The following is a 22187-nucleotide window of genomic DNA, read 5'->3' on the forward strand; positions in this document are numbered from 1 at the left end:
GGGTCAGCGCGCGGTGCCCGTCGAATGGGCGTGCGCCTGCTGCAGCAGCTCGGGCGTCAGCTCTTCCATGGTGTCGATGCGCAGGTCGGCCAGGGCCAGCGCCTGGGCGGACAGCGGGTAGTCCGGGCTGGGCGCGGCAATCGCAGCCATGCCGGCCGCCTTCAGCGAGCGCAGGCCGTTGGCGCTGTCCTCGATGCCGACGGCCGCGTGCGGCGCGATGCCTAGGCGCGACAGCGCGAGCAGGTAGATGTCGGGGGCCGGCTTGCCGTGTTCGACGTCGTCGCCGCACACCACGGCCTGCATCAGCGGCGCGAGCCCGCTGGCCTGCAGCACGTGGTGGGCGAGTTCGGCCGGCGAGCCCGTGGCCAGTGCCACCACGTGCGACCGCGCGGCCATTCGCACGGCGGCGACGGCGCCGGCGCGCAGGGGCAGATGGTGTTGGTACCGCGCCAGCATGCGCCCCACGATCTCGTGGGCCACCGCAGCCTCGTCCATGCCGTTGCGCTCGCGCAGTTGCAGGCGCTCCACCATGATCCGCGACCATGCCGCCGTGTTCGTGCCCATCGTCGACTCCTGGTCCTCGAGGGTCCAGCGCGCACCGATGCTTTGCGCAAAGTCCTCGCGCACGCGCTGCCAGACGATCTCGGTGTCGATCAGCACCCCGTCCATGTCGAAGACGACGGCTTGAAGGGGAGAGGGGTTCGTTGTTCCAGTGAGGGCGTTCATGCGATGTAGCGTTCCGGTTCGGATGCGTTGACTGCCAGTTGGATGATGTTTTCCTGAGTGATGCGATCGCCCGCGAGTTCGCCTGCGATGGCGCCTTCGCGCATCACGAGCACGCGGTCGCACACGCCCACGATCTCGGGCAGCTCGCTGGAGATCACCACCACGGCAACACCGGCCTCGGAGAGCTCGCCGATGATCTTGTAGATCTCGCTCTTGGCGCCCACGTCGACACCGCGCGTCGGCTCGTCCAGGATCAGCACGCGCGGCTTGATCTCCAGCCAGCGCGCCAGCAGCAGCTTTTGCTGGTTGCCGCCTGACAGCGCGCCCACGATGCCCTGCGGGCCGGAGATCTTCACGTTCAGCCGGGCGATGGCCTGGCGCGTCAGGCGGTCGAGCGCGCCGTGGTTGAGCACGCCCGCGACAGAATGCTTGTGCAGCACATTGATCGCGACGTTGGTCAGCGCGCTGAGCTGAAGAAACAGGCCCTGCCCCTTGCGGTCTTCGGGCACATAGCCCAGGCCGAGGCGGATGGCATCGAGCGGGCGGCGCACGTCGACCGGCTTGCCGTCGACCAGTACGGTGCCGCCGGTGCGCGCATCCGCGCCCACCACCAGCCGCGCGAGTTCGGAGCGCCCGGCCCCGACCAGGCCCGCCAGGCCGAGCACCTCGCCCGCGTGCACCCGCAGGCTGCTCGGGCGGTTGCGCGGCCCGCTCACCTCCCGCAGCTCCAGCATCACGCGGCCGGGCGCGCGCCGGCCGCGGTGCTGGTAGAAGTCGGTGAGCGTGCGCCCGACCATCATCTGGACGATGCGCTGCTCGTCGATTTCCTCGCGCGCCAGGTCGGCCACATGGCATCCGTCGCGCAGCACCGTGACCCGGTCGGCCAGCGCCGTGACCTCGGCCATCCGGTGGCTGATGTAGATGATTGCAATGCCGTCGTCGCGCAGCCGGCGCATCACCCGGAACAGATGCGCCGTCTCCCGGTCCGACAGCGCGGCGGTCGGCTCGTCCATGATCAGGATGCGGCCCTTGTGCACCAGCGCCCGTGCGATCTCGACCTGCTGCTGCTCGGCAATCGACAGGCGCCCGGCCGGCCAGCCGGCGCCGAACTGCGCGCCCAGCAGCTGCAGCACGCGCTCGGTTTCACGCAGCATCCGCGCGCGGTCGACCAGCCAGAGTGCCCTGCGGGGCTCGTTGCCCATGAACACGTTCTCCGCCACCGTGAGATGGGCGGCGATGCTGAGCTCCTGGTAGATCAGGTTGATGCCCGCGCGCTGCCCGTGGCTGGGGCTGCGAATGGCCACCGGCTGGCCCGCCACGCGGATCTCTCCGGCATCCGGCTGGTAGACGCCCGACAGGATCTTCATCAGCGTGCTTTTGCCCGCGCCGTTCTCGCCCATGAGGGCGTGGATTTCTCCGGGGCGCACCTGCAGGTGCATGTCATGCAGCGCCCGGGTGGCCCCGAAGCGCTTGTGAATCCCCGACATCTCCAGCACGAATTCACCCATGGAAGCCTGAGTGTTCAACGCACCCAGCCCTTGTAGCTGGCGATGTTGTCGCGCGTGGTGAGCGGCGTCGCCATCAGGTTCATGGTTTTGGCGGGCTTGCGGCCGTTCAGCAGGCCGTAGGCCACGCGCACGCTTTCCGCGGCCATCTCGTTGGGGTCTTGCGCGGGCGTGACGACGAACAGCGAGCTCTTCGCCTTGAGCGCGGCTTCGCCGTCGGGGGAGCCGTCGACGCCGCCGGTCACCTGGATGTCGGTGCGGCGGGCCTGCCGGATCGCCAGTTCCGCGCCAATGGCCGTGGGGTCGTTGATGCCGAACACGGCGTCGATCTTGGGCTGCGCCGTCAGGATGTTGGCCATGGCGGCGAGCCCGCCGTCGCGGCTGCCCTTGGCATCCTGGTTGTCCGACACGAGCTTGATGCCGGGGTACTTGGCCAGGGTCTCCTTGCAGCCCTTGACGCGGTCCATGATCGACGACACCGGCGGGCCGTTGACGATCACGAAGTTGCCCTTGCCGCCGATGCGCTCGGCCAGGAACTTGCACGATTCGGCGCCCGCCATCGCGTTGTCGGACATGACGGTGGCGTCGGCCCCTTCGGCAGTCACGTCCACGGCCACCACGATCACGCCCGCGGCGCGCGCCTTCCTGACGGCGGGCCCGACGCCTTTGGAGTCGGCCGCGCCCAGCACGATCACGTCGACCTTGTTGGCAATGAAGTTGTCGATCTGGTCGACCTGGGTGTTCAGGTCGTACTTGCTCGACACGGTGGTCACCTTCACCGCCGGGTTGATCTTCTTGGCCTCGGCTTCCGCGCTGCGGCCGATGGCCACGAAGAACGGATTGGCCATGTCGCCCAGCGTGATCCCGATGGACTTCAGCGGCTTGTCCTGGGCGAATGCGTGGCCGGCGAGCAGCGTGAGGGCGGCGGCTGCGACGCAGCGTGTCATCGACTTCTTCATGGATTTGTCTCCTGGTGGATGCGCTTGGTGAAGGACGTGCGCCGTAGCTTGGCGAGCGCCTGTTCGATCGAACGAGCAGATTTTATTGTTCATTCAAACATACAGATTCGCACAATATCGAAAATATACCGAGGGAATTCCCTTGATATATGTCCATTTATGTTCGTATTTTGATGCTGCATACTTGCCGCGCCTTACGACCCCGTGGGGCGAACGCAGAAGGAAAAGACAAGCCATGACTCGCTTGCTTGTGGTCGGCGGCATCAACATGGACTACGTGTTCGAGGCGCCCTGCCTGCCGCGCAACGGCGAGACGCTGAGGGGGCAGAGCTTCAGGCGCGCGCCCGGCGGCAAGGGCGCCGATCAGGCCGTCGCGGCTGCGCGCCTGGGCGCCGAAACCTGGCTTGTAGGCTGCGTCGGGGACGATGCCGAAGGGCGCGAACTGCTCGGCGGCCTGCGGGCCGAGGGCGTGCGCACGGCCCACGTCGTCACCACGTCCGGTGCGCCCAGCGGCGTCGCGGCGGTGTTCGCCTGCCAGGGCGAAAGCGCCGTGACCGTGGTGCCCGGCGCCAACCACTGGCTGACTGCGGCGCATGTGCGCGCCGCCGAGCCGCTGTTTGCCGACAGCGACGTGGTGCTGGCCGAGATGGGAATCCCGATCGCGGCCGCGATGGAAGCGGCCTGCCTCGCCCATCGCTTCGGCAAACCCTTCCTGCTCACGCTCTCTCCCGCCGGTGCGATTGCGCCCGAGCTCGCGGAGCGGGTGAATCTCTTTCTGGCCAACCACCACGAACTCATGGTGAGCTTCGGCGACGGGGAGGCCGACTGGCGCACGTTGCTGGGCCGGCGGCCGGGGCGCCTGGTTGTGACGCGCGGCAGCGAGGGCGCGGCGCACGTGGATGCGCAAGGCCACTTGCACGAGCAAGCCGCCTTCCGGGTGCCGGTACAGGACACGACCGGTGCCGGCGATGCCTTCGCGGCGGCGCTGGCGGTCCATTGGGCGCTCGGCATTCCCGAGGCCATGCGGGTGGCCTGTGCGGCCGCGGCGATGGCGGTGCGCGGCGTCGGCTCCCAGAGCACGCTGCCCACGCGGCAGGCACTGTCGGACTTCCTGGAAGAACACGCGTCGAAGCGACCCGCATGAATGCCGCCATGCTGGGGGCTCGTTTTTTTCTTACTTCTGCACTGCCTTCGCCCGCGCCACCCCGTACCGCTGCAGCGTCTTCTCGCGCGCCTCGGCGTGGTCCACCACCGGCCTGGGGTAGTTCTCGCCCAGCTTGATGCCGGCCGCCTCCAGCTCCACCGGCGACGCCGTCCAGGGCGAATGGATGGCCGCGTTCGACAGCCCCGCCAGTTGCGGCAGGTAGCGGCGGATGAACTTGCCCTCGGGGTCGAAGCGCTCGCTTTGCGTCACCGGGTTGAAGATGCGGAAGTAGGGCTGCGCGTCGCAGCCGCTGGAGCTCGCCCACTGCCAGCCGCCGTTGTTGGAGGCCAGCTCGAAGTCGTTCAGGTGCGTGGCAAAGTAGGTCTCGCCGCGCCGCCAGTCCAGCCCCAGGTCCTTGCATAGAAAGCTCGCCACCACCATGCGCAGCCGGTTGTGCATGTAGCCGCTCTGGTTGATCTGCAGCATGGCCGCGTCCACCAGCGGGTAGCCCGTGCGGCCTTCGCACCAGGCGTCGAACAGCTGGTCGGCGTGCTTGCCGTGGTGCCACTGGATCTTGTCGTAGTCGGGGCGAAAGCTCTTCGACTCGCCGCCCGTGTGCACGTGCGGAAAGTGCGCCAGGATCTGAAAGTAGAAGTCGCGCCAGATCAGCTCGCTCAGCCAGGTGGCCGCGCCGGGGTTGCCCTGCAGCGACAGTTGGTGCGCCACGCTGGCCAGCTGGCGGATCGACACCGTGCCAAAGCGCAGGTGCACGCCCATGTAGCTGGGCCCGCGCACGGCGGGAAAGTTGCGCGCGTCGTCGTAGCGGTCGATGCGCTCGAAGAAGTCTTCGAACAGCGCGCCCGCGCCCTGCGTGCCGGTGGGAATCTCCAGCGCCGAGAGGTTGGTTTTTTCGAAGCCGATCTCGTGCAGCGTGGGCACCGGCTCGCCGTAGGCCTGTGGGGAGGGCACCAGCGCGTCGGCGTGGCTGCGTACGGGGTAAGACTTCAGAAAGAACGAATCGACCTTGGCCAGCCAGGCGCGCTTGTACGGCGTGAACACCGTGTAGGGCTGGCCGGTCTTGGTCATGACCTCGTCGCGGTCGAAGACGGTCGAGTCCTTGTAGGTGTGAAAGGTCACGCCCGCGTTGGCCAGCGCGCCGAACACCTGGGCGTCGCGCTCCAGCGCTTCGGGCTCGTCGTCGCGGTTGGCGAACACGGCCTGCACGTCGAGCTCGCGCGCAAGCGCCGATATCTCGCTGACCGCCGCGGCATGCCGCACGATGAGCCCGCCGCCCAGCGCGCGCAGCTCGGCTTCGAGTGCCACCAGCGACTCGCGGATGAATTCGACCCGCCGGTCGGCAGAGGGCAGGGCGTCCAGGATCGCCTTGTCGAAGACGAAAACGCACACCACCTGACGGCAGGCGCGAAGGGCACGGTAGAGGGCTGCGTTGTCGTCCACGCGCAAATCGCGGCGGAACCACATGAGCCCTTTGGGATAGGTCTTGTCGACGGCCAGTAAAATCGGAGGCATATGGCTGCCGATTCTGCCCCGATGAACCTCACGCATCACTTTTTGATAGCGATGCCCGGGATGGAAGACAAAACTTTCCATCGCAGCGTCGTGTACCTCTGCGAACACAGCGAGCGCGGCGCGCTCGGTCTGGTGATCAACAAACCCAGCGACATCAACCTGAAGGTGCTGTTCGAGAAGATCGAGCTTCACCTGTCCCGCCCCGAGCTGGGCGAAGCCCTGGTCTTTCAGGGCGGCCCGGTGCAGACCGAGCGCGGCTTCGTGCTGCACGAGCCGGTTTTCACGCAGGCCGAGAAGCCCGAAGAGTCGGTCTATGCCTCGACCATGACCATTCCCGGCGGGCTTGAAATGACCACCTCCAAGGACGTGCTGGAGGCCCTGGCCACCGGTGCCGGCCCGCGCAAGGTGCTGGTCACGCTGGGCTATGCGGCCTGGGGCGAGGGCCAGCTCGAGTCCGAACTGGCCGAGAACAGCTGGCTCACCGTGGGCGCCGACCCGGCCGTGATCTTCGACACGCCAGTGGAGCAGCGCTACGACAAGGCCCTGCTGCTGCTAGGCCTGGAGGCCTGGAAGCTCTCGCCCGAAGCAGGTCACGCATGAACGACGTCATGCCCGACGCGCCTAAGCCTACGCCTGCACCAGCTTCTGTTCCCGCTCCCGTCCCCACCAATTTCCAGACCTTCCTGGCCTTCGACTACGGCACCAAGCGCACCGGCGTGGCCAGCGGCAACCGGTTGCTGCAAAGCGCCACGCCGCAGTCCACCATCAAGGCCGAGGGCGCCGACGCGCGCTTTGCCCAGGTCGAGGCGCGCATCAAGGAATGGCAGCCCGACGCACTGGTGGTCGGCGTGCCCTACCACCCCGACGGCGCCCCGCACGAGAACACCCGCCGCGCGCAGAAGTTCGCGCGCCAGTTGCGTGGCCGTTTCAATCTCCAGGTGTTCGAGGTCGACGAACGCTACAGCACGACCGAGGCGTTGTCCTCTGGCGCACGCGATGCAGACGCCGCCTCCGCCTGCATCATCCTGGAGCAATTTTTGAGGAGTCTCCCGTGAGTTCCATGTCCACCATTCCCGACGCCGAAGCGCTCTACACCCAACTGCTGGCCGGCGTGAAGGCGCTCATGCGCCCCGACACCAGGCTGGTGGGCATCACCTCCGGCGGCGCCTGGCTGGTCGAGCGCATGCAGAAGGACCTGGGCCTGAGCGGTGCGCCGGGCGTCATCTCGTCGGCCATGCACCGCGACGACTTTGCGCGCCGCGGCCTCTCGGCCAGCGCGCAGACCGCGCTGCCCTTCGACGTGAACGGCACCGACGTGCTGCTGCTCGACGACGTGCTCTACACCGGCCGCACCATTCGCGCGGTGCTCAACGAGCTGTTCGACTTCGGCCGCCCCGCCTGCGTGCGCCTGGCGGTGCTGGTCGACCGTGGCGGGCGCGAACTGCCCGTGGCCGCCGACTTTGCCGCCACCACGCTCACGCTGCCCGACACGCAACTGCTCGCTCTGGCACGCGCCGAAGACGGCGCCTTCAGCCTCAAGGTGGAAGAGAACAAGTAATGCTCTACAAGCGAAATCCGCAGCTCAACAAGCACGGCGAGCTGATTCACCTGCTGTCGATCGAGGGCCTGCCCAAGGACATCGTCACGCACATTCTGGACACGGCCGCCAACTTCACCAGCGTGAGCGACCGCGAGGTGAAGAAGGTGCCGCTGCTGCGCGGCAAGAGCGTGTTCAACCTGTTCTTCGAGAACAGCACGCGCACCCGCACCACCTTCGAGATCGCGGCCAAGCGCCTGAGCGCCGACGTCATCAACCTCGACATTGCGCGCTCTTCGGCCACCAAGGGCGAGTCGCTGCTGGACACCATCGCCAACCTGAGCGCCATGGCCGCCGATCTGTTCGTGGTGCGCCACAGCGAGTCGGGCGCGCCGTACCTCATCGCGCAGCACGTGGCACCGCATGTGCACGTGGTGAACGCCGGCGACGGGCGCCACGCGCACCCCACGCAGGGGCTGCTCGACATGTACACGATCCGCCACTACAAGAAAGACTTTTCGAACCTCACGGTGGCAATCGTGGGCGACGTGCTGCACTCGCGCGTGGCGCGCTCCGACATCCATGCGCTCACCACGCTGGGCTGCGCCGAGGTGCGCGTGGTCGGCCCCAAGACGCTGGTGCCCGCCGACATGGCCGGCATGGGCGTGCGCGTGTGCCACACGCTCGAAGAGGGCATCAAGGACTGCGACGTGGTCATCATGCTGCGCCTGCAGAACGAGCGCATGAGCGGCGCGCTGCTGCCCTCGTCGCAAGAGTTCTTCAAGACCTTCGGCCTCACGCCCGAGAAGCTGCAGCTCGCCAAGCCCGACGCCATCGTGATGCACCCGGGCCCCATCAACCGCGGCGTGGAGATCGACTCCGCCGTGGTCGACGGCAAGCAGAGCGTGATCCTTCCGCAGGTCACCTTCGGCATCGCCGTGCGCATGGCGGTGATGAGCATCGTGGCAGGTAACGAAGCATGAACATACTGATTTCCAACGGCCGCGTCATCGACCCCGCATCGGGCACCGACACACAAGCCGACATTGCCATCGCCGACGGCAAGATCGCCGGCATCGGCGGCAGCATTCCGGCCGGCTTCAAGGCTGAGCGCACCATCGACGCCACGGGCTGCATCGTCGCCCCTGGCCTGGTCGACCTGGCCGCGCGGCTGCGCGAACCGGGCTACGAGCACGAAGGCATGCTCGAAAGCGAAATGGCCGCGGCCATTGCCGGCGGTGTCACCAGCCTGGTGTGCCCGCCCGACACCGACCCCGTGCTCGACGAGCCCGGGCTGGTTGAAATGCTCAAGTTCCGCGCCGAAAAACTGCAGGGCGCGCGCCTGTTCCCGCTGGGCGCGCTCACGCGCAACCTGGCTGGCGGCGTGCTCACCGAAATGGCCGAGCTCACCGAGGCCGGCTGCATCGGCTTCAGCCAGGCCGACGTGCCGCTGGCCGACACGCAGGTGCTGCAGCGCGCCCTGTCTTACGCCAGCACCTTCGGCTACACCGTGTGGCTGCGCCCGCAGGACCGCGACCTGGGCAAGGGCGTGGCCGCCAGCGGCCCGCTGGCCACGCGACTGGGCCTGGGCGGCGTGCCGGTGGCGGCCGAAACCATCGCCATCTTCACCATCGTGGAGCTCATGAAGGCCACCGGCGCGCGCGTGCACCTGTGCCGCATTTCGAGTGCCCGGGGCGTGGCGCTGGTGCGCGACGCCAAGGCGCAGGGCCTGCCGCTGACCTGCGACGTCAGCATCAACTCGCTGCACCTGGCCGACACCGACATCGGCTACTTCGACAGCCGCGCGCGGCTGAATCCGCCGCTGCGCCAGCAGGGCGACCGCGACGCGCTCTCGGCCGGGCTGGCCGACGGCACCATCGACGCGCTGGTGTCCGACCACACGCCCGTGGAAGCCGACGCCAAGACCCTGCCGTTCGCCGAAGCCGAGCCGGGCGCCACGGGGCTCGAGTTGCTGCTGCCGCTGGCGCTGCAGTGGGGCGAGCGCAGCGGTGCGGGCGTGGCGCGCGCCATCGAGGTCATCACCTCGGCGCCGGCGCACCTGCTGAGCGCCGCCGACATGGCCACCGGCATCGGCCGCCTGATGCAGGGCGGCGTGGCCGACCTGTGCATCGTCGACCCCTCGCTCGAATGGCAGGTGCAGCCCGAGGCGCTCAAGAGCCAGGGCAAGCACACGCCGTTCGGCGGCTATCCGCTGCAAGGCCGCGCACGCCACACGCTGGTGGCGGGCCGCGTGGTGCACGGCTGAACACCCACGCCCGATGGTTCATTCACTGAAAGCCTGCTGGCGCCTGCTGCATGCGGCGGGGCATGCGCTGGCCGGCTGGTGGACCATTCGTTTCGCCTTTCCCACGCTGTCGCAGGCCGAGCGCAATGCGCGCGTGCAGGTGTGGTCAAAGCGCATGCTCGAAATCATGGGCATCACGCTCACGGTGCAGGGCAAGCTGCCGGCCGCCGGGCCGGTGCTGCTCATCTGCAACCACCTGTCGTGGCTCGACATCACCTGCATCCACGCAGCGCACCATGTGCGCTTTGTGTCCAAGTCGGACGTGAAGGGCTGGCCGGTGATCGGCACGCTGTCCACCGGCTCGGGCACGCTCTACATCGAACGTGAACGCCGCCGCGACGCACTTCGCGTGGTGCACCACATGACCGAGGCGCTGCGCAGCGGCGACATGATCGGCGTGTTCCCCGAAGGCACGACCAGCGACGGGCGCGGCCTGCTGCCGTTCCACGCCAACCTGCTGCAGGCGGCCATTTCTTCGGGCGCGCCCGTGCTCCCCGCCGCCCTGCGCTTTGCCGATGCCGCCACCGGCGAGACCAGCCAGGCCCCGCGCTACATCGACGACGACAACCTGCTCACCTCGGTGTGGAACGTGCTGCGCGCGCCGCCCCTGCTGGCCATCGTGCGCTTCGGCGAACCGCAGGATTCGCACGGCCGCGACCGTCGCGCATGGGCGCAGTCGCTGCATGAAGACGTGCAGCAACTGCGCCGCGAGACGCACTGAACCCCGTGCTTGTCGCCCCTTGAATGCGGCATAAAAAAAGCGCCTCCTAGGAGGCGCTTAACGACGCCGAAGCGCCGTGAGGAGGAACCGCAATGTCGCAGTTCGAGCAAAAACCGGGGTGTCAGAAAACGCCGAAGACCTTCAGGGCGATGATCACGATCAACGGTACGCCGCACAGCCAAAGAATGATGCTTTTCATGATCGAGGTCTCCTGAATTAGTGAGCCTCCAGCTTGGCTTCGCGGCCGCTCGCCGCGTGCCGGATAAAGCAATTCGTGCGCGTGAGCGGCTGCCTACAGCGGCGTGGGTTCAGGCCTTCTCGCCTGTCGGAACAAAGCCCAGGCGGCGCGAAATTTCCAGTGCGCAGGCCTTCAGCGGCACGGCCACGCGGCCTTCCCATTCGCGGTCGAAGGTGGCTTCCGGCCCCATGGCGGTGATGCCCAGCCCTAAACTCCGCCGCAATCCAGGTCGGACGCAAAAAACACAGGCAAGACAGCAGATGGAACCCAACACTTTTGAATGCGATGTGCTCGTCGTCGGCAGCGGCGCTTCGGGCATGGCCACCGCCATCACGGCCGCCTCCCAGGGGCTGAAGGTTCTGGTGGTCGACAAGGAGCCGCGCTTCGGCGGCACCACCGCGCGCTCGGGCGGCTGGCTGTGGATTCCGGGCACGCGCCTGGCCACGGAGCAGGGCATTCACGAGCCCGAAGGCGCCGCGCTCGCCTACATGCGGCACGAGACCACCACGCACTTCGACGCGGCGCGCGTCGGTGCCTTCCTGGACATGGGCCCCAAGGCCATCGACTTCTTCACGCGCAACACCTGCGTGCAGTTCGACATGCCGTCCGTGTTTCCCGACTACCACGCGGAGGCGCCCGGCGGCCAGCCCGGCGGCCGCTCGATGGTCACGCGCCCGTTCGACGGACGCGAGCTCGGCGCGCGTGTGAAGCAGCTGGCGCCGCCGCTGCCCGAGCTCACGGTGTTCGGAATGATGTTGGGCTCGGGGCCGGAGATCAAACACTTCATGCGCGCCTTCAAGTCGCCCACCTCGTTCTGGTACGTCACCAAGCGGCTCACGCGCCACTTCATCGACGTGCTGGGCCATGGGCGCGGCATGACACTGACCAACGGCAACGCGCTCGCCGGCCGGCTGGCCAAGGCCGCGATGGACCTGAACATTCCGGTGTGGCTGTCGTCGCCCGTGACCAAGCTGGTGGTGGAGTACGACGGCGTCTCCGGCGCGGTGGTGCAGCATGAAGGCAAGACGGTGCGCATCGTGGCCAAACGCGGCGTGGTGCTGGCCTGCGGCGGCTTCCCCTACGACGTGGAGCGCCGCAAGCAGCTCTTTCCCCATGCGCCCACCGGCCGCGAGCACTACTCGCCATCGCCTTCCACCAACACCGGCGACGGCCTGCGCCTGGCCGAGGCCGTGGGCGGCCGCGTCGACGGCACCATTCCGCATGCCGCGGCATGGGTGCCGGCGTCGGTCACCACGCGGCCCGACGGCAGCAAGGGCGTGATGCCCCACTTCATCGACCGCGCCAAGCCCGGCGTGATTGCGGTCACGCCCAAGGGCAAGCGCTTTGCCAACGAAGGCAACTCGTACCACGACTTCGTGCAGTCCATGGTCAAGGCCTGCGAGGGCGAGCCCGAAGTCACCGCCTGGCTGCTGTGCGACCACAAGGCGCTGCGCGACTACGGCCTGGGCTGTGTCGCACCGTCGCCGCTGCCCATCGGGCGCCACCTGAAGAGCGGCTACCTGAAGCGCGGCGCGAGCATCGGCGAACTGGCCCAGCAGATCGGCATTGCGCCCGCCGTGCTCGAAGCCACCGTGCAGGAGTTCAACCAGAGCGCGCGCACCGGAGACGACCCGCTCTTCGGCAAGGGCAGCAAGGCCTACAACCGCTACCAGGGCGACGCCAACGTCACGCCCAACCCGTGCGTCGCACCGCTGGAGAACGGCCCGTACTACGCCATTCGCCTGGTGGTCGGCGACATCGGCACCTTCGCCGGCCTTGTCACCGACGAAAAAACCCGCGTGCTCGACGCCGACCGCCAGCCCATCAAGGGCCTGTATGCGGTGGGCAACGACGCGGCCAGCGTCATGGGCGGCAACTACCCCGGCGCGGGCATCACGCTGGGCCCGGCACTCACCTTCGGCTACGTGGCGGGCCTGCAGCTCGCGCAGGCCGAGGAGGGCGACACCGTGCGACTGCAGGTCGCGCAGCGCGAAGCCGTGCCGCTCGCCCGCAAGGCCTGAAGCCATCCAGCACCCCCCTTCACACAGCACACAGAGGAGTCTCAGATGGCCTTTCCCCTCAACGTCGCACCCCGCCTGCTCGAAGGCCGCCTCGCGCTCATCACGGGCGCGGGCCAGGGCAACGGTCGCACCCTGGCGCTGGGCCTGGCACAGGCCGGCGCCCGCGTGATCGTCACCGACATGAACGAAGCCACCGTGCGCGAGACCGCGCAGCTGGTGCGCAACGAAGGCGGCGAGGCCTGGTCCTTCGTGCTCGACGTGACCGCGCCCGAGGCCTGCCATGCCCTGGCCGAGCGCGTGGCCGCGGAGATCGGCAGCGTCGATCTGCTGGTCAACAACGCCGGCATCATCATTCGCGAGAACACCTCCAGCCCCAACGCCGCGGCCAACTGGAAGAAGACCATCGACGTGAACGTGCACGGCACCTTCAACACCACGCTGGCCTTCATTCCGGTGCTCAAGCAGACGAAGGGCTCGATCATCAACATCGCCTCCATCGCGGCCTACGCGGGGCAGGCGGCGAGCCTGGGCTACGCGCCGTCCAAGGGCGCCATCAAGATGCTCACGCAGTCGCTCGCGCAGGAGCTGGCCCCGGCCGGCGTGCGCGTGAATGCGCTGGCGCCCGGCGTCATCGAAACGCCCATGACCGCCGCCACGCGCGAGAACCCGGCACGGCTGGAGTCGTTCATGACGCGCATTCCCATGGGCCGCGTCGGCCAGACCGAAGACCTGGTGGGCCCGGTCATCTTTCTGGCCAGCGACATGTCGCGCTACGTCACCGGCATCGTGCTGCCGGTGGACGGCGGCTTCCTGGCCGTCTGAGCCCGGCCCGTTTCTTTTTCGCTTCCCCGTCAGTCAAACCTCAGGAGACAAAAAATGAAAACCATCCGTCTGTACAAGACATTGCTCGCGACCGTGGCCACGGCTGCTTTTGCGTCATTCGCGGCCACCGCGTCGGCGCAGGACATCAAGGTCGGCTACAACGGCGACCTCTCCGCATCGCCCTCCGCGCAAAGCGGCCAGGCCGCAGTGCTGGGCATGGAGGCGGCCATTGCCGACATCAACGCCGCCGGCGGCGTGCTGGGCAAGAAGCTCGCGCTGGTCACGCGCGACGACGTGTCCGCGCCGCCCAAGTCGATTCAGAACATGAGCGACCTGATCGACAACGAGAAAGTGGTGGCGGTGTTCGGCCCCACCAACTCGGGCAACGCCATGGCGTGGAAGCACATCGCCAACCAGAAGAAGATCCCGGTGCTGAGCAACGTGGGCTCGGGCACCGACATCACCAAGCCCATGAGCCCCGGCGCCGACAACTACATGTTCCGCGTGTCCATGGTCGACCGCGAGCAGGTGGCCGCGCTCATGGCCTACGTGAAGAAGAACGCCGCCGGCTCCAAGATGGTGGGCCTCATGGCCGAGACCACCGGCTACGGCCAGGGCGGCCTGAAGGACATGGAAGAAATCGCCAAGCTGCAGGACATCAAGATCGCGGCCACCGAGCGCTTTGGCGTCGGCGACACCGACATGACCTCGCAGCTCAGCAAGATGAAGGCCGCCAACGTCGACACCGTGGTGGTGTGGGCGCAGGGCACGCCCATTGCGCAGCTGGTGCGCAGCATGGAAAAGATCAACTACTTTCCGCTGACGCTCACCTCCTGGGCCGCCGACAACATCACTTTCTACGACGCGGCCGGCAAGGCGCTGGCCGAGAAGCCCATCTTCATGCGCACCGTGAGCGAAACCCGCACGCCCGCGCAGCAGAAGCTGTTCGACCGCATCGGCAGCAAGCTGAAGGCACCGGGCTCGTTCTCGTTCGCGCTGCACGGCTACGACTCCATGCAGCTGCTGGCCCAGGCCATGAAGCAGGCCAACAGCACCGAAGGCTCGGCCGTTCGCACCGCGCTCGAAGACCTGAAGACCCCCGTGCAGGGCGTGCTCAAGACCTACGACAAGCCCTTCAGCAAGACCAACCACGAAGCCCTGACCGCCAAGGACCTGGTGTGGATCCGCTGGAAGGACGGCAAGCTGCTGCCCTACACCAACGCGCTGATCGGCGGCCTGAACGCGGCCGACTTCAAGCAGTAAGCGCGGCAAGAAGACACAACGACAAGAGGCACACACCATGGTTGTAGCGCTCCTGCAGGCGCTCATCAGCGGGCTCGCCGTCGGCGGTGCCTATGCGCTGGTGGCACTCGGCTTCAGCATCACGTTCACCACGACCAAGACGCTGAACTTCTCGCACGGCGAGTTCGTCTCCGCCGGCGCGTTCGTTGGCATGAGCGCCTTGTTCCTGGTGCTGGGCAAGCCGTTCGACTCCACCACCTTCGGCGACGCCATTCCCGGCGCCGGCGCACAGCTGTTCGCGCTGGTGGCCGCGCTGGGCGTGATGGGCTTTCTGGGCTGGCTGCTGTATGTGCTGGGCGTGCGCCCGTTCGCGGGCCGCCCCGGCATGGCCTGGGTCATGAGCACGCTGGGTTTCGGCGTGATTCTGCAGAGCGTGGGCCTGGCCATCTGGGGGCCCAAGCCGGTGGTGGTGCCCGCGCCGGTGGGCGACACCGTGATTCGCATGCTCGGCGTGGGCGTGCGCCCGCAGGAGCTTCTCACGCTGGGCGTGGCGGTGGTGGTGATGTTCGGTTTCGACCGCGTCATGAACCGCACCATGGTCGGCAAGGCCATGCGCGCGGTGGCGCAGAACGGCAACGTCGCCAGCCTGATGGGCATCAACACCCACGCGATGATGATCGGCGCCTTCGTCGTCAGCTCGGCGCTGGCGGGGCTGTCGGGCTTTCTGCTGGCGCCCATCGCGCAGGCCTCGCTGTTCATGGGGCTCACCGTGGGGCTCAAAGGATTTTCGGGCGCGATGATCGGCGGCTTGAGCAATCCGCGCGGCTGCGTCATCGGCGGCTTTTTGCTGGGCGTGCTGGAGTCGATGGTCAACCTCTGGCAGGCGCAGTGGCGCGAGGTGGCGGTGTTCGCGCTGGTCATTCTGGTGCTGGCCTTCCGCCCCACGGGCCTGTTCGGCCGCTCGACGGTGGAGAAGGTATGAGCGGCATGAAGCGCTTTGCCCACCCCGCCGGCGTGGTGCTGGTGGCGGCGGTGCTGATCGGCATCGCCTCGATGCTGGGCAACGACTACTACCTGCGCATCGCTTTCATGATGTGCGTCTACTACCTGTGCGCCGCCGGCATGAACGTGCTGGTTGGCTACGCGGGGCAGAAGTCGCTTGGCCAGGCCGGGCTGTTCGCGGCCGGTGCCTATGCGGTGGCGTTGCTCACCTCGCGCACCGCCATGGACCCGTGGCTCGCGCTGCTCCTGGCCGCCGTTGTTTCCGGCGTGTGCGGCGTGCTCATCGCGCTGCCTTCGCTGCGCGTGAAGGGGCCGTACCTGGCGATGGTCACGCTGGCCTTCGGCATCGTGGTCGAGAAGCTCGTGGGCGAATGGACCGACGTGTTCGGCGGCGCGCAGGGCATCTACGGCATTCGCCCGCTCACCTGGAAGGGCGCGCCGCTGGACACCACGCAGTGGGTGGTGCTGGGCATCGTGCTGTGCGCGGTGCTGCACCTGCTGCTGCGCAACCTGCTGGGCGGGCGCTTCGGCCGCGCGCTGCTGTCACTGCAGGCTGACGAAATTGCATCGTCTTCGGTGGGTGTGCGCGTGTACCGGGCCAAGGTCATGGCCTTCGTGGTCGCGGCCGTCACCTGCGGCATTGCGGGCGCGCTGGTGGCGCAGCAGAACCAGTACATCAACTCCGACTTCATCACCTTCCAGCTGTCGATCTTCATCCTGCTGCTGGTGCTGTTCGGCGGCGGGGGCTCCATGTACGGGCCGCTGGTGGGCGCGGTGCTGCTCACGCTGACCGACGCGCTGCTGGCGCGCTGGCCCTCGGCGCAGCATTTTCTGTACGGCTTCCTGCTGCTGTTCGCGCTGTACGTGATGCCCGGCGGCGTGGTGGGCCTGTTCAACAAGTGGTTCATGAAGGCGCGACACCGCGGCGAAAGCGTAGGCAACGGCATTGCAGGCCAGATCGGCCCGGGCGGCGAGGGCGAGTTGCTGGTGGTGCAGGGCGTGACCAAGTCGTACGGCGGCGTGAAGCCCGCGCAGGACGTGTCGTTTCGCCTGCAGCGTGGCCATATCCATGCGCTGATCGGGCCCAACGGCGCGGGCAAGAGCACGATGATCAACATGCTCACCGGCGTGATAGCGCCAGAGGCCGGCACCATCCGCTTTCTGGGCCGGGACATCGTGGGCCTGCCCGCGCACACCATCTGCTGCATGGGCATGGGCCGCACCTTTCAGAACCTGCGCCTGTTTGCCGACCTCTCGGTGCTCGACAACGTGATGCTGGGGCGGCACAGCCGCATGAGCAACGGCTTTGTGTCGTCGCTGCTGGCCTGGCCCACGGCCGGCAAGCAGGAGCGTGCGACGCGCGAGCGCGCCTTGCAACTGCTCGACCTCGTGGACCTGGGCCACCTGGCGCACTGGCCCGCGGGCAGCCTGCCCTATGGCCTGCAGCGCCGCGTGGAACTGGCGCGCGCGCTGGCCACCGAGCCGCAACTGCTGCTGCTCGACGAACCGGCCGCCGGCCTGAACCCGCAGGAGACAGCGGAGCTGGGCGAGCTGCTGGTGCGCGTGGGCAAATGCGGCGTGTCCATCCTGATGGTGGAGCACCACATGGACCTGGTGATGTCGATCTCGGACCACGTCATCGTGCTCGACTACGGCATCAAGATCGCCGAAGGCAAGCCCGCCGAGGTGCAAGCCAACCCGCGCGTGGTCGAGGCCTACCTGGGTGTGGACGACGAAGAAGAAGCAGCAGCACCCGCGCAGGCCACGCAGGCCGTGCCCGCGTGAGAAAGACCGAAACCATCATGCTGAAAATCGAATCGGTGAAGGTCTCGTACGGCGCCATCGAAGCCGTCAAGGGCGTGAGCCTGGAGGTGCGCGCGGGCGAGGTCGTCACCATCATCGGCGCCAACGGCGCGGGCAAGAGCACGCTGCTGAAAAGCATCGTCGGCCTGGAGCCCGTGGCCGCGGGCCGCGTGCTCATTGACGGCAAGGACTGCACCCACGTGCCCGCGCACCAGCGCGTGGGCTTGGGCGTGGCGCTGTCGCCCGAAGGCCGCGGCGTGTTCCCCGACCAGACGGTGCGCGAGAACCTCATGCTCGGCGCCTATTCGCGCCGCAACGACAAGGCCTTTGTGGAGCGCGCCATCGAGCGCGAGTTCACGCGCTTTCCGCGTTTGAAAGAGCGCCAGCACCAGCCCTCGGGCACGCTGTCGGGCGGCGAGCAGCAGATGCTGGCCATTGCCCGCGCGCTGATGAGCGAGCCGCGCCTGCTGCTGCTGGACGAACCCTCGCTGGGCCTGGCGCCGCTCATCATCAAGGACATCTTCGGCGCCATTCGCCAGCTGCGCAGCTCGGGCCTGACCATCTTGCTGGTGGAGCAGATGGCCAAGCAGGCGCTGGGCGTGGCCGACCGCGCCTATGTGCTGGAAACCGGCTGCATCACGCTCGAAGGCTCCGGTCGCGAACTGCTCGACAACCCCAAGGTGAAGTCCGCGTACCTCGGCACGCACTGACCACCAGGCATCCGCAAGCTCAACCCCCAAAAGGACACACACACATGACCGCACCCGCCACCAAGAAATTCGCCAGCCAGGCCGACCTGGAAGAAAAGAAGGTCTCGTTCACCCGCCTGTCTGAAAACGCCTACGCCTACACGGCGGAGGGCGACCCCAACACCGGCATCTTCATCGGCGACGAAGCCGTGATGGTGGTCGACACGCAGGCCACGCCCGCCATGGCGCAGGACGTGATTCGCCGCATCCGCGAAGTGACGCCGCTGCCCATCAAGTACGTGCTGCTGAGCCACTACCACGCGGTGCGCGTGCTGGGCGCGTCCGCGTATTTCAAGGAAGGCGCCGAGCAGATCATTGCCAGCCGCGACACCTACGACCTGATCGTGGAACGCGGCGAGCAGGACAAGGCCAGCGAAATCGGCCGCTTCCCGCGCCTGTTTCGCAACGTGGAGTCGGTGCCCGCGGGCCTCACCTGGCCCACCATGACCTTCGACGGCACCATGAGCGTGTGGCTGGGCAAGAAGCTGGAAGTGAAGATTGCGCAGGTGGGCCGCGGCCACACCAAGGGCGACACCATCGCCTACCTGGAAGACCAGAAGATCTGCTTTGCCGGCGACCTTGTCGAATACCAGAGCACCGCCTACGCGGGCGACTGCTACTTTCGCGATTGGCCCACCACGCTGGACCGCCTCGCGGGCTTCGGCTTCGAAAAACTGGTGCCCGGGCGCGGCGCCGCGCTGGAGAACGCCGGCGACGTGCGCAAGGCCATCGCCTCCACGCGCGCCTTCATCTCCGACGTGTACACGCTGGTCAACAACGGCGTGGCCGCGGGCAAGACGCTGAACCTGATCTACAAGGAAACCGTGGCCGCGCTGCGCCCCACCTACGGCCACTGGGTCATCTTCGACCACTGCATGCCCTTCGACGTGACCCGTGCCTACGACGAAGCCACCGGCCATGTGAACCCGCGCATCTGGACGGCCGAGCGTGACATCGAAATGTGGAACGAGCTCGAAAGCTGAGGTGACTTGCGCCGCCCCCGCCCGCGCGGCGGCACCCGTTGCCACGCCCGCCGCCGTGCAGGGCTGGCTGCTGCTGGCGATGGTGCTGTGGGGCGTGAACGTGTCGGCCGTGAAGGTGCTCACCGTGTCCTTCGAGCCGCTGACGCTCGCGGCGCTGCGCATGGTGGTGGCATGCGTGGCGCTCAGTGCCATCGTGCTGTGGCGGCGCGGCGGCTTGCCGGTGCTCACGGCAAGGCAGATGGTGGTGATGACGGCCTGCGCGTTCCTCATGGTCTATGCCAACCAGATCCTGTTTGCGCAGGGGCTGTCGCGCTCCACCGCGACCAACGGCGCGCTCATCATGGCGCTGAGCCCGCTGGTGTCGGCGCTGATGGCGGCGCTGGTGTTCCGCGAGCGCTTCACGCCGCGCCGCATGCTGGGCGTGGCGCTGGGTTTCGGGGGCGTGGCGGCCGTGGTGCTGAGCCACCCTGGTGCGGGGCTGTCGAGCGCGGGCATCGGCGACCTGATGCTCGCGCTGGCGGTGGTGAGCTTCGCGGTCGGCGGCGTGGGCGTGCAGCGGCTGGCGCGGCAGATGGACGCGCTGTCGATCAGCTGGGTCATCTACATGATCGGTGCGCTCATGCTGGTGGTGCACGCCGTGCTCGGGCCTTCACGGCTGGGCGCGGCGCAGCTCTTTCCAGGTGCTCCGGGTGCTCCGGGTTCGTGGCCGTGGGCGCTGGTGCTGTTCTCGGGCATTGCCGCGACGGCCGCCGGCAACCTCATATGGAACCGCGCCATTGCCGTGATCGGCATGGCGCGCACGGCCGTGTTTCTTTACTGGGTGCCCGTGTTCGGCGTCGGCTTTGCGGCGCTGCTGCTCGGCGAAGCGCTGACTTGGTGGCATCTGTTCGGCTTTGCCGCGGTGATGACGGGCACCTGGCTGGGCACGCGCCCCGCCGTGGTGGCCGTGCCCGTGCGGCCTTCTTGATCGACCTTGCCATGCCTTTTTTGTTCCAACCGCTGACGCTGCGTGGCCTCACGCTCGCCAACCGCATCGTCATTTCGCCGATGTGCCAGCACGCCGCCGAGCGCGGCCATGCCACGCCGTGGCACATGGTGCACCTGGGCAAGTTCGCGCTCGGCGGGGCCGGGCTCATCCTTACCGAGAGCACCGCGGTCGATCCGCGCGGGCGCATCGGCACCGCCGACCTGGGGCTGTGGAAAGACAGCCAGATCGCGCCGCTGAAGGCCGTGGTCGACTTCGTGCACGCGCAGGGCAGCGCCATTGGCGTGCAGCTGGCGCACGCGGGGCGCAAGGCCGGCAGCCAGCCGCTGTGGGAGGGCGGCGCGGCCCTGGGCGATGCGCGCATGGCCAGCGACGACGAGCCCTGGGAGCGCCTGGGCCCCAGCCCGTTGGCGGCGGGCCCGGGCTGGTCGGCCCCGCGCGCGCTCGACGCCGAGGGCATCGCCTCGGCGGTGGCGCACTTCGTCGATGCCACGGTGCGCGCCGACCAGGCGGGCTTCGACGTGGTCGAGCTGCACTTCGGCCACGGCTACCTGGTCGCGAGCTTTCTGTCGCCCAACGCCAACCACCGCGATGACGCGCTCGGCGGCAGCCGCGACAACCGCATGGCGCTGGCGCAGGAGATCGCGCGGCGCGTGCGTGCCGCATGGCCCGCGCACAAGCCGCTGTTCGCCCGGCTATCGGCGGTCGACGGCACGCTGGACGGCTGGAACCTCGACGACTCCGTGGTGCTGGCGCGCGAGCTGAAGCGCTGCGGCGTCGACGTGATCGACTGCTCCTCGGGCGGCCTCACCGAAGAAACACGCGCGCTGCCCGTGCCGCGCGGGCTGGGTTTTCAGGTGCCGTTTTCGGAGCGCATCCGGCGCGAGGCGCAGGTGCCCACACAGGCCGTGGGAATGATCGTCGACGCGCGGCAGGCCGAGGCCGTGCTGGCCGCCGGGCAGGCCGACCTCATCGCGCTGGGCCGCGAGGCCTTGTTCGACCCCTACTGGGCGCACCATGCCGCCGCCGCGCTCGGCGCCGATCCCGGCTACGCGCGCTGGCCCGAGCGCCACGGCGTGTGGCTGGCCAAGCGCGCGCCGGGCCTGGCGCGCGCGCGTGCCGAAGCCGCCGCGGCGTCTGCCGAACCCTCTCTGCCTTCCGAGCCTTCACAGGCGCCACACCCATGACCGAACCGACCACCTTGCGCATGGGCCTGATCCGCAAGAAACCCGATTGGACCGACGACGCCTTTCGCCGCCACTGGCGCGACAGCCACGGCCCGCTGGTGGCGCAGCTGCCCGCGCTGCGTGCCTACCGGCAGAACCTGGTGGTCGACCGGCTGCAGCGCGGCATCGACTTTGCGCGCGGGCCGTGGGACTTCGACGGCTTTTCGCAGCTGCGTTTCGATGCGGCCGCGCAGGCCGACGCTGCCTTCACCCACGGCGAGCTTGCGGCGGCCATTCGCGCGGATGAAGAGCACTTTCTGGGCGCGCTGCACATCGTGACGGTCGCGCAGACCGAAGTCATCGCGCTGCCGCCAAAGCCCGAGGGCCTGCTCAAGCGCATCTCGCTGCTGCGCCGCCCCGTGGCGCAGTCGGAGGAAGACTTTCGCCGTGAATGGCGCGTGCATGCCGACCATGTGCGCCGCATGCCCGGCGTGAGCGGCTACCGGCAGAACGTGGTGACCGCGCGCGAGCTGGTGAAGGGCACGCCGTGCGCCCATGCCGAACTGCCGATCGACGGCATCGTGGAGCTGTGGTTCGAGAACATCGACACGCTGAATGCCGCATTCGCTTCACCGCAGGGGCGCGTGACCATGGCGCATGCGCTCACGTTCCTGGCCGAGATCACCGCCTTCGTGGTGCAGGAACACCGCGTGATGTGAGCGCGCCCGTACCATCCCGGTCTCGAAAGA

General features: G+C 68.0%; 22 protein-coding genes. 18 read left to right on the top strand and 4 right to left on the bottom strand.

Translation table 11 applies throughout. The features are described 5' to 3' along the window. Nucleotides 1-3 precede the first annotated feature (3 nt). The 3 genes from VLK31_RS19970 to VLK31_RS19980 are packed head-to-tail and all read right to left on the bottom strand — an operon-like array spanning nt 4 to nt 3190. Entirely contained in the window at nt 4-726 is a 723-nt protein-coding gene (locus VLK31_RS19970) for an HAD family hydrolase (protein ID WP_409170170.1), read from the bottom strand. Next, entirely contained in the window at nt 723-2234 is a 1512-nt protein-coding gene (locus tag VLK31_RS19975; RefSeq protein ID WP_409170171.1) for a sugar ABC transporter ATP-binding protein, read from the bottom strand. The genes VLK31_RS19970 and VLK31_RS19975 overlap by 4 nt, the downstream gene beginning before the upstream one ends. A 14-nt stretch (nt 2235-2248) precedes the next feature. Further along, entirely contained in the window at nt 2249-3190 is a 942-nt protein-coding gene (locus VLK31_RS19980; RefSeq protein ID WP_409170172.1) for an ABC transporter substrate-binding protein, read from the bottom strand. A 235-nt stretch (nt 3191-3425) separates the two neighbouring features. Here VLK31_RS19980 and VLK31_RS19985 point away from each other — a divergent pair, with 235 nt between their 5' ends. Continuing rightward, nucleotides 3426-4334, top strand: coding sequence for a ribokinase (locus VLK31_RS19985; RefSeq protein WP_409170173.1), 909 nt, complete (start codon nt 3426-3428; stop codon nt 4332-4334). A gap of 30 nt (nt 4335-4364) precedes the next feature. Here VLK31_RS19985 and VLK31_RS19990 read toward each other — a convergent pair whose 3' ends face one another. Then, on the bottom strand, nt 4365-5864 hold the full coding sequence (locus tag VLK31_RS19990) for a cryptochrome/photolyase family protein (protein WP_409170174.1): 1500 nt from the start codon (nt 5862-5864) through the stop codon (nt 4365-4367). On the opposite strand from VLK31_RS19990, the gene VLK31_RS19995 reads away from it, so the two are divergent. From VLK31_RS19995 to VLK31_RS20075, 17 genes are all read left to right on the top strand, one after another. Further along, nucleotides 5865-6464 carry a YqgE/AlgH family protein gene (locus VLK31_RS19995; RefSeq protein ID WP_409170175.1) on the top strand — a complete coding sequence of 200 codons (600 nt, stop codon included), beginning with the start codon at nt 5865-5867 and terminating at the stop codon, nt 6462-6464. Continuing rightward, nucleotides 6461-6919 carry a Holliday junction resolvase RuvX gene (ruvX, locus tag VLK31_RS20000; protein WP_409170176.1) on the top strand — a complete coding sequence of 153 codons (459 nt, stop codon included), beginning with the start codon at nt 6461-6463 and terminating at the stop codon, nt 6917-6919. The genes VLK31_RS19995 and ruvX overlap by 4 nt, the downstream gene beginning before the upstream one ends. Nucleotides 6920-6924: 5 nt before the next feature. Further along, the gene (gene pyrR, locus VLK31_RS20005; RefSeq protein ID WP_409170284.1) at nt 6925-7422 is read left to right on the top strand and encodes a bifunctional pyr operon transcriptional regulator/uracil phosphoribosyltransferase PyrR; all 498 of its coding nucleotides are present in this window, start codon (nt 6925-6927) and stop codon (nt 7420-7422) included. Continuing rightward, nucleotides 7422-8384, top strand: coding sequence for an aspartate carbamoyltransferase catalytic subunit (locus VLK31_RS20010; protein ID WP_409170177.1), 963 nt, complete (start codon nt 7422-7424; stop codon nt 8382-8384). Before pyrR ends, VLK31_RS20010 begins: the two co-directional genes overlap by 1 nt. Beyond that, entirely contained in the window at nt 8381-9667 is a 1287-nt protein-coding gene (locus VLK31_RS20015) for a dihydroorotase (RefSeq protein ID WP_409170178.1), read from the top strand. The genes VLK31_RS20010 and VLK31_RS20015 overlap by 4 nt, the downstream gene beginning before the upstream one ends. 13 nt (nt 9668-9680) lie before the next feature. Further along, nucleotides 9681-10427, top strand: a complete 747-nt coding sequence (locus tag VLK31_RS20020) for a lysophospholipid acyltransferase family protein (protein ID WP_409170179.1) — start codon at nt 9681-9683, stop codon at nt 10425-10427. 92 nt (nt 10428-10519) lie between these two features. Beyond that, nucleotides 10520-10642 (top strand): hypothetical protein, encoded by a 123-nt coding sequence (locus VLK31_RS20025; protein WP_409170180.1) that lies wholly within the window; start codon nt 10520-10522, stop codon nt 10640-10642. A 283-nt stretch (nt 10643-10925) separates the two neighbouring features. Further along, nucleotides 10926-12686, top strand: coding sequence for an FAD-dependent oxidoreductase (locus VLK31_RS20030; protein WP_409170181.1), 1761 nt, complete (start codon nt 10926-10928; stop codon nt 12684-12686). Nucleotides 12687-12731: 45 nt separating this feature from the next. Next, a complete protein-coding gene (locus VLK31_RS20035) occupies nt 12732-13508 on the top strand; it encodes an SDR family NAD(P)-dependent oxidoreductase (protein WP_409170182.1) in 777 nt (258 codons plus the stop codon). Nucleotides 13509-13562: 54 nt separating this feature from the next. Then, on the top strand, nt 13563-14771 hold the full coding sequence (locus VLK31_RS20040) for an ABC transporter substrate-binding protein (RefSeq protein WP_409170183.1): 1209 nt from the start codon (nt 13563-13565) through the stop codon (nt 14769-14771). Nucleotides 14772-14808: 37 nt separating this feature from the next. Then, nucleotides 14809-15732, top strand: a complete 924-nt coding sequence (locus tag VLK31_RS20045) for a branched-chain amino acid ABC transporter permease (RefSeq protein WP_409170184.1) — start codon at nt 14809-14811, stop codon at nt 15730-15732. A gap of 5 nt (nt 15733-15737) precedes the next feature. Next, nucleotides 15738-17537 carry an ABC transporter permease subunit gene (locus tag VLK31_RS20050; protein WP_409170285.1) on the top strand — a complete coding sequence of 600 codons (1800 nt, stop codon included), beginning with the start codon at nt 15738-15740 and terminating at the stop codon, nt 17535-17537. Nucleotides 17538-17554: 17 nt separating this feature from the next. Further along, nucleotides 17555-18265, top strand: a complete 711-nt coding sequence (locus VLK31_RS20055; RefSeq protein ID WP_409170185.1) for an ABC transporter ATP-binding protein — start codon at nt 17555-17557, stop codon at nt 18263-18265. Nucleotides 18266-18309: 44 nt separating this feature from the next. After that, a complete protein-coding gene (locus VLK31_RS20060; RefSeq protein ID WP_409170186.1) occupies nt 18310-19287 on the top strand; it encodes an MBL fold metallo-hydrolase in 978 nt (325 codons plus the stop codon). A gap of 1 nt (nt 19288) precedes the next feature. Continuing rightward, entirely contained in the window at nt 19289-20254 is a 966-nt protein-coding gene (locus VLK31_RS20065) for a DMT family transporter (RefSeq protein WP_409170187.1), read from the top strand. An 11-nt stretch (nt 20255-20265) separates the two neighbouring features. Next, nucleotides 20266-21459: an NADH:flavin oxidoreductase/NADH oxidase gene (locus VLK31_RS20070; RefSeq protein ID WP_409170188.1), complete on the top strand. Its 1194-nt coding sequence runs from the start codon at nt 20266-20268 to the stop codon at nt 21457-21459. Further along, nucleotides 21456-22157, top strand: a complete 702-nt coding sequence (locus tag VLK31_RS20075; protein WP_409170189.1) for an EthD domain-containing protein — start codon at nt 21456-21458, stop codon at nt 22155-22157. Before VLK31_RS20070 ends, VLK31_RS20075 begins: the two co-directional genes overlap by 4 nt. The last annotated feature ends 30 nt before the right edge of the window (nt 22158-22187 follow it).

Origin of the sequence: Variovorax sp. H27-G14, assembly GCF_046156345.1 — a bacterium.
Taxonomy (GTDB): Bacteria; Pseudomonadota; Gammaproteobacteria; order Burkholderiales; family Burkholderiaceae_C; genus Variovorax.

What these genes read in the sequence shown, in the direction of transcription:
- VLK31_RS19970 (WP_409170170.1), bottom strand. Translation starts at nt 726, where the DNA reads ATGAACGCCCTCACTGGAACAACGAACCCCTCTCCCCTTCAAGCCGTC.
- VLK31_RS20055 (WP_409170185.1), top strand. Translation starts at nt 17,555, where the DNA reads ATGCTGAAAATCGAATCGGTGAAGGTCTCGTACGGCGCCATCGAAGCC.
- VLK31_RS20045 (WP_409170184.1), top strand. Translation starts at nt 14,809, where the DNA reads ATGGTTGTAGCGCTCCTGCAGGCGCTCATCAGCGGGCTCGCCGTCGGC.
- VLK31_RS20015 (WP_409170178.1), top strand. Translation starts at nt 8,381, where the DNA reads ATGAACATACTGATTTCCAACGGCCGCGTCATCGACCCCGCATCGGGC.
- VLK31_RS20025 (WP_409170180.1), top strand. Translation starts at nt 10,520, where the DNA reads ATGTCGCAGTTCGAGCAAAAACCGGGGTGTCAGAAAACGCCGAAGACC.
- VLK31_RS19995 (WP_409170175.1), top strand. Translation starts at nt 5,865, where the DNA reads ATGGCTGCCGATTCTGCCCCGATGAACCTCACGCATCACTTTTTGATA.
- VLK31_RS20075 (WP_409170189.1), top strand. Translation starts at nt 21,456, where the DNA reads ATGACCGAACCGACCACCTTGCGCATGGGCCTGATCCGCAAGAAACCC.
- VLK31_RS20060 (WP_409170186.1), top strand. Translation starts at nt 18,310, where the DNA reads ATGACCGCACCCGCCACCAAGAAATTCGCCAGCCAGGCCGACCTGGAA.
- VLK31_RS20035 (WP_409170182.1), top strand. Translation starts at nt 12,732, where the DNA reads ATGGCCTTTCCCCTCAACGTCGCACCCCGCCTGCTCGAAGGCCGCCTC.
- VLK31_RS20040 (WP_409170183.1), top strand. Translation starts at nt 13,563, where the DNA reads ATGAAAACCATCCGTCTGTACAAGACATTGCTCGCGACCGTGGCCACG.
- VLK31_RS19990 (WP_409170174.1), bottom strand. Translation starts at nt 5,864, where the DNA reads ATGCCTCCGATTTTACTGGCCGTCGACAAGACCTATCCCAAAGGGCTC.
- pyrR (WP_409170284.1), top strand. Translation starts at nt 6,925, where the DNA reads ATGTCCACCATTCCCGACGCCGAAGCGCTCTACACCCAACTGCTGGCC.
- VLK31_RS20070 (WP_409170188.1), top strand. Translation starts at nt 20,266, where the DNA reads ATGCCTTTTTTGTTCCAACCGCTGACGCTGCGTGGCCTCACGCTCGCC.
- VLK31_RS20030 (WP_409170181.1), top strand. Translation starts at nt 10,926, where the DNA reads ATGGAACCCAACACTTTTGAATGCGATGTGCTCGTCGTCGGCAGCGGC.
- VLK31_RS20020 (WP_409170179.1), top strand. Translation starts at nt 9,681, where the DNA reads ATGGTTCATTCACTGAAAGCCTGCTGGCGCCTGCTGCATGCGGCGGGG.
- VLK31_RS20050 (WP_409170285.1), top strand. Translation starts at nt 15,738, where the DNA reads ATGAAGCGCTTTGCCCACCCCGCCGGCGTGGTGCTGGTGGCGGCGGTG.
- VLK31_RS20010 (WP_409170177.1), top strand. Translation starts at nt 7,422, where the DNA reads ATGCTCTACAAGCGAAATCCGCAGCTCAACAAGCACGGCGAGCTGATT.
- VLK31_RS19980 (WP_409170172.1), bottom strand. Translation starts at nt 3,190, where the DNA reads ATGAAGAAGTCGATGACACGCTGCGTCGCAGCCGCCGCCCTCACGCTG.
- ruvX (WP_409170176.1), top strand. Translation starts at nt 6,461, where the DNA reads ATGAACGACGTCATGCCCGACGCGCCTAAGCCTACGCCTGCACCAGCT.
- VLK31_RS19975 (WP_409170171.1), bottom strand. Translation starts at nt 2,234, where the DNA reads ATGGGTGAATTCGTGCTGGAGATGTCGGGGATTCACAAGCGCTTCGGG.
- VLK31_RS19985 (WP_409170173.1), top strand. Translation starts at nt 3,426, where the DNA reads ATGACTCGCTTGCTTGTGGTCGGCGGCATCAACATGGACTACGTGTTC.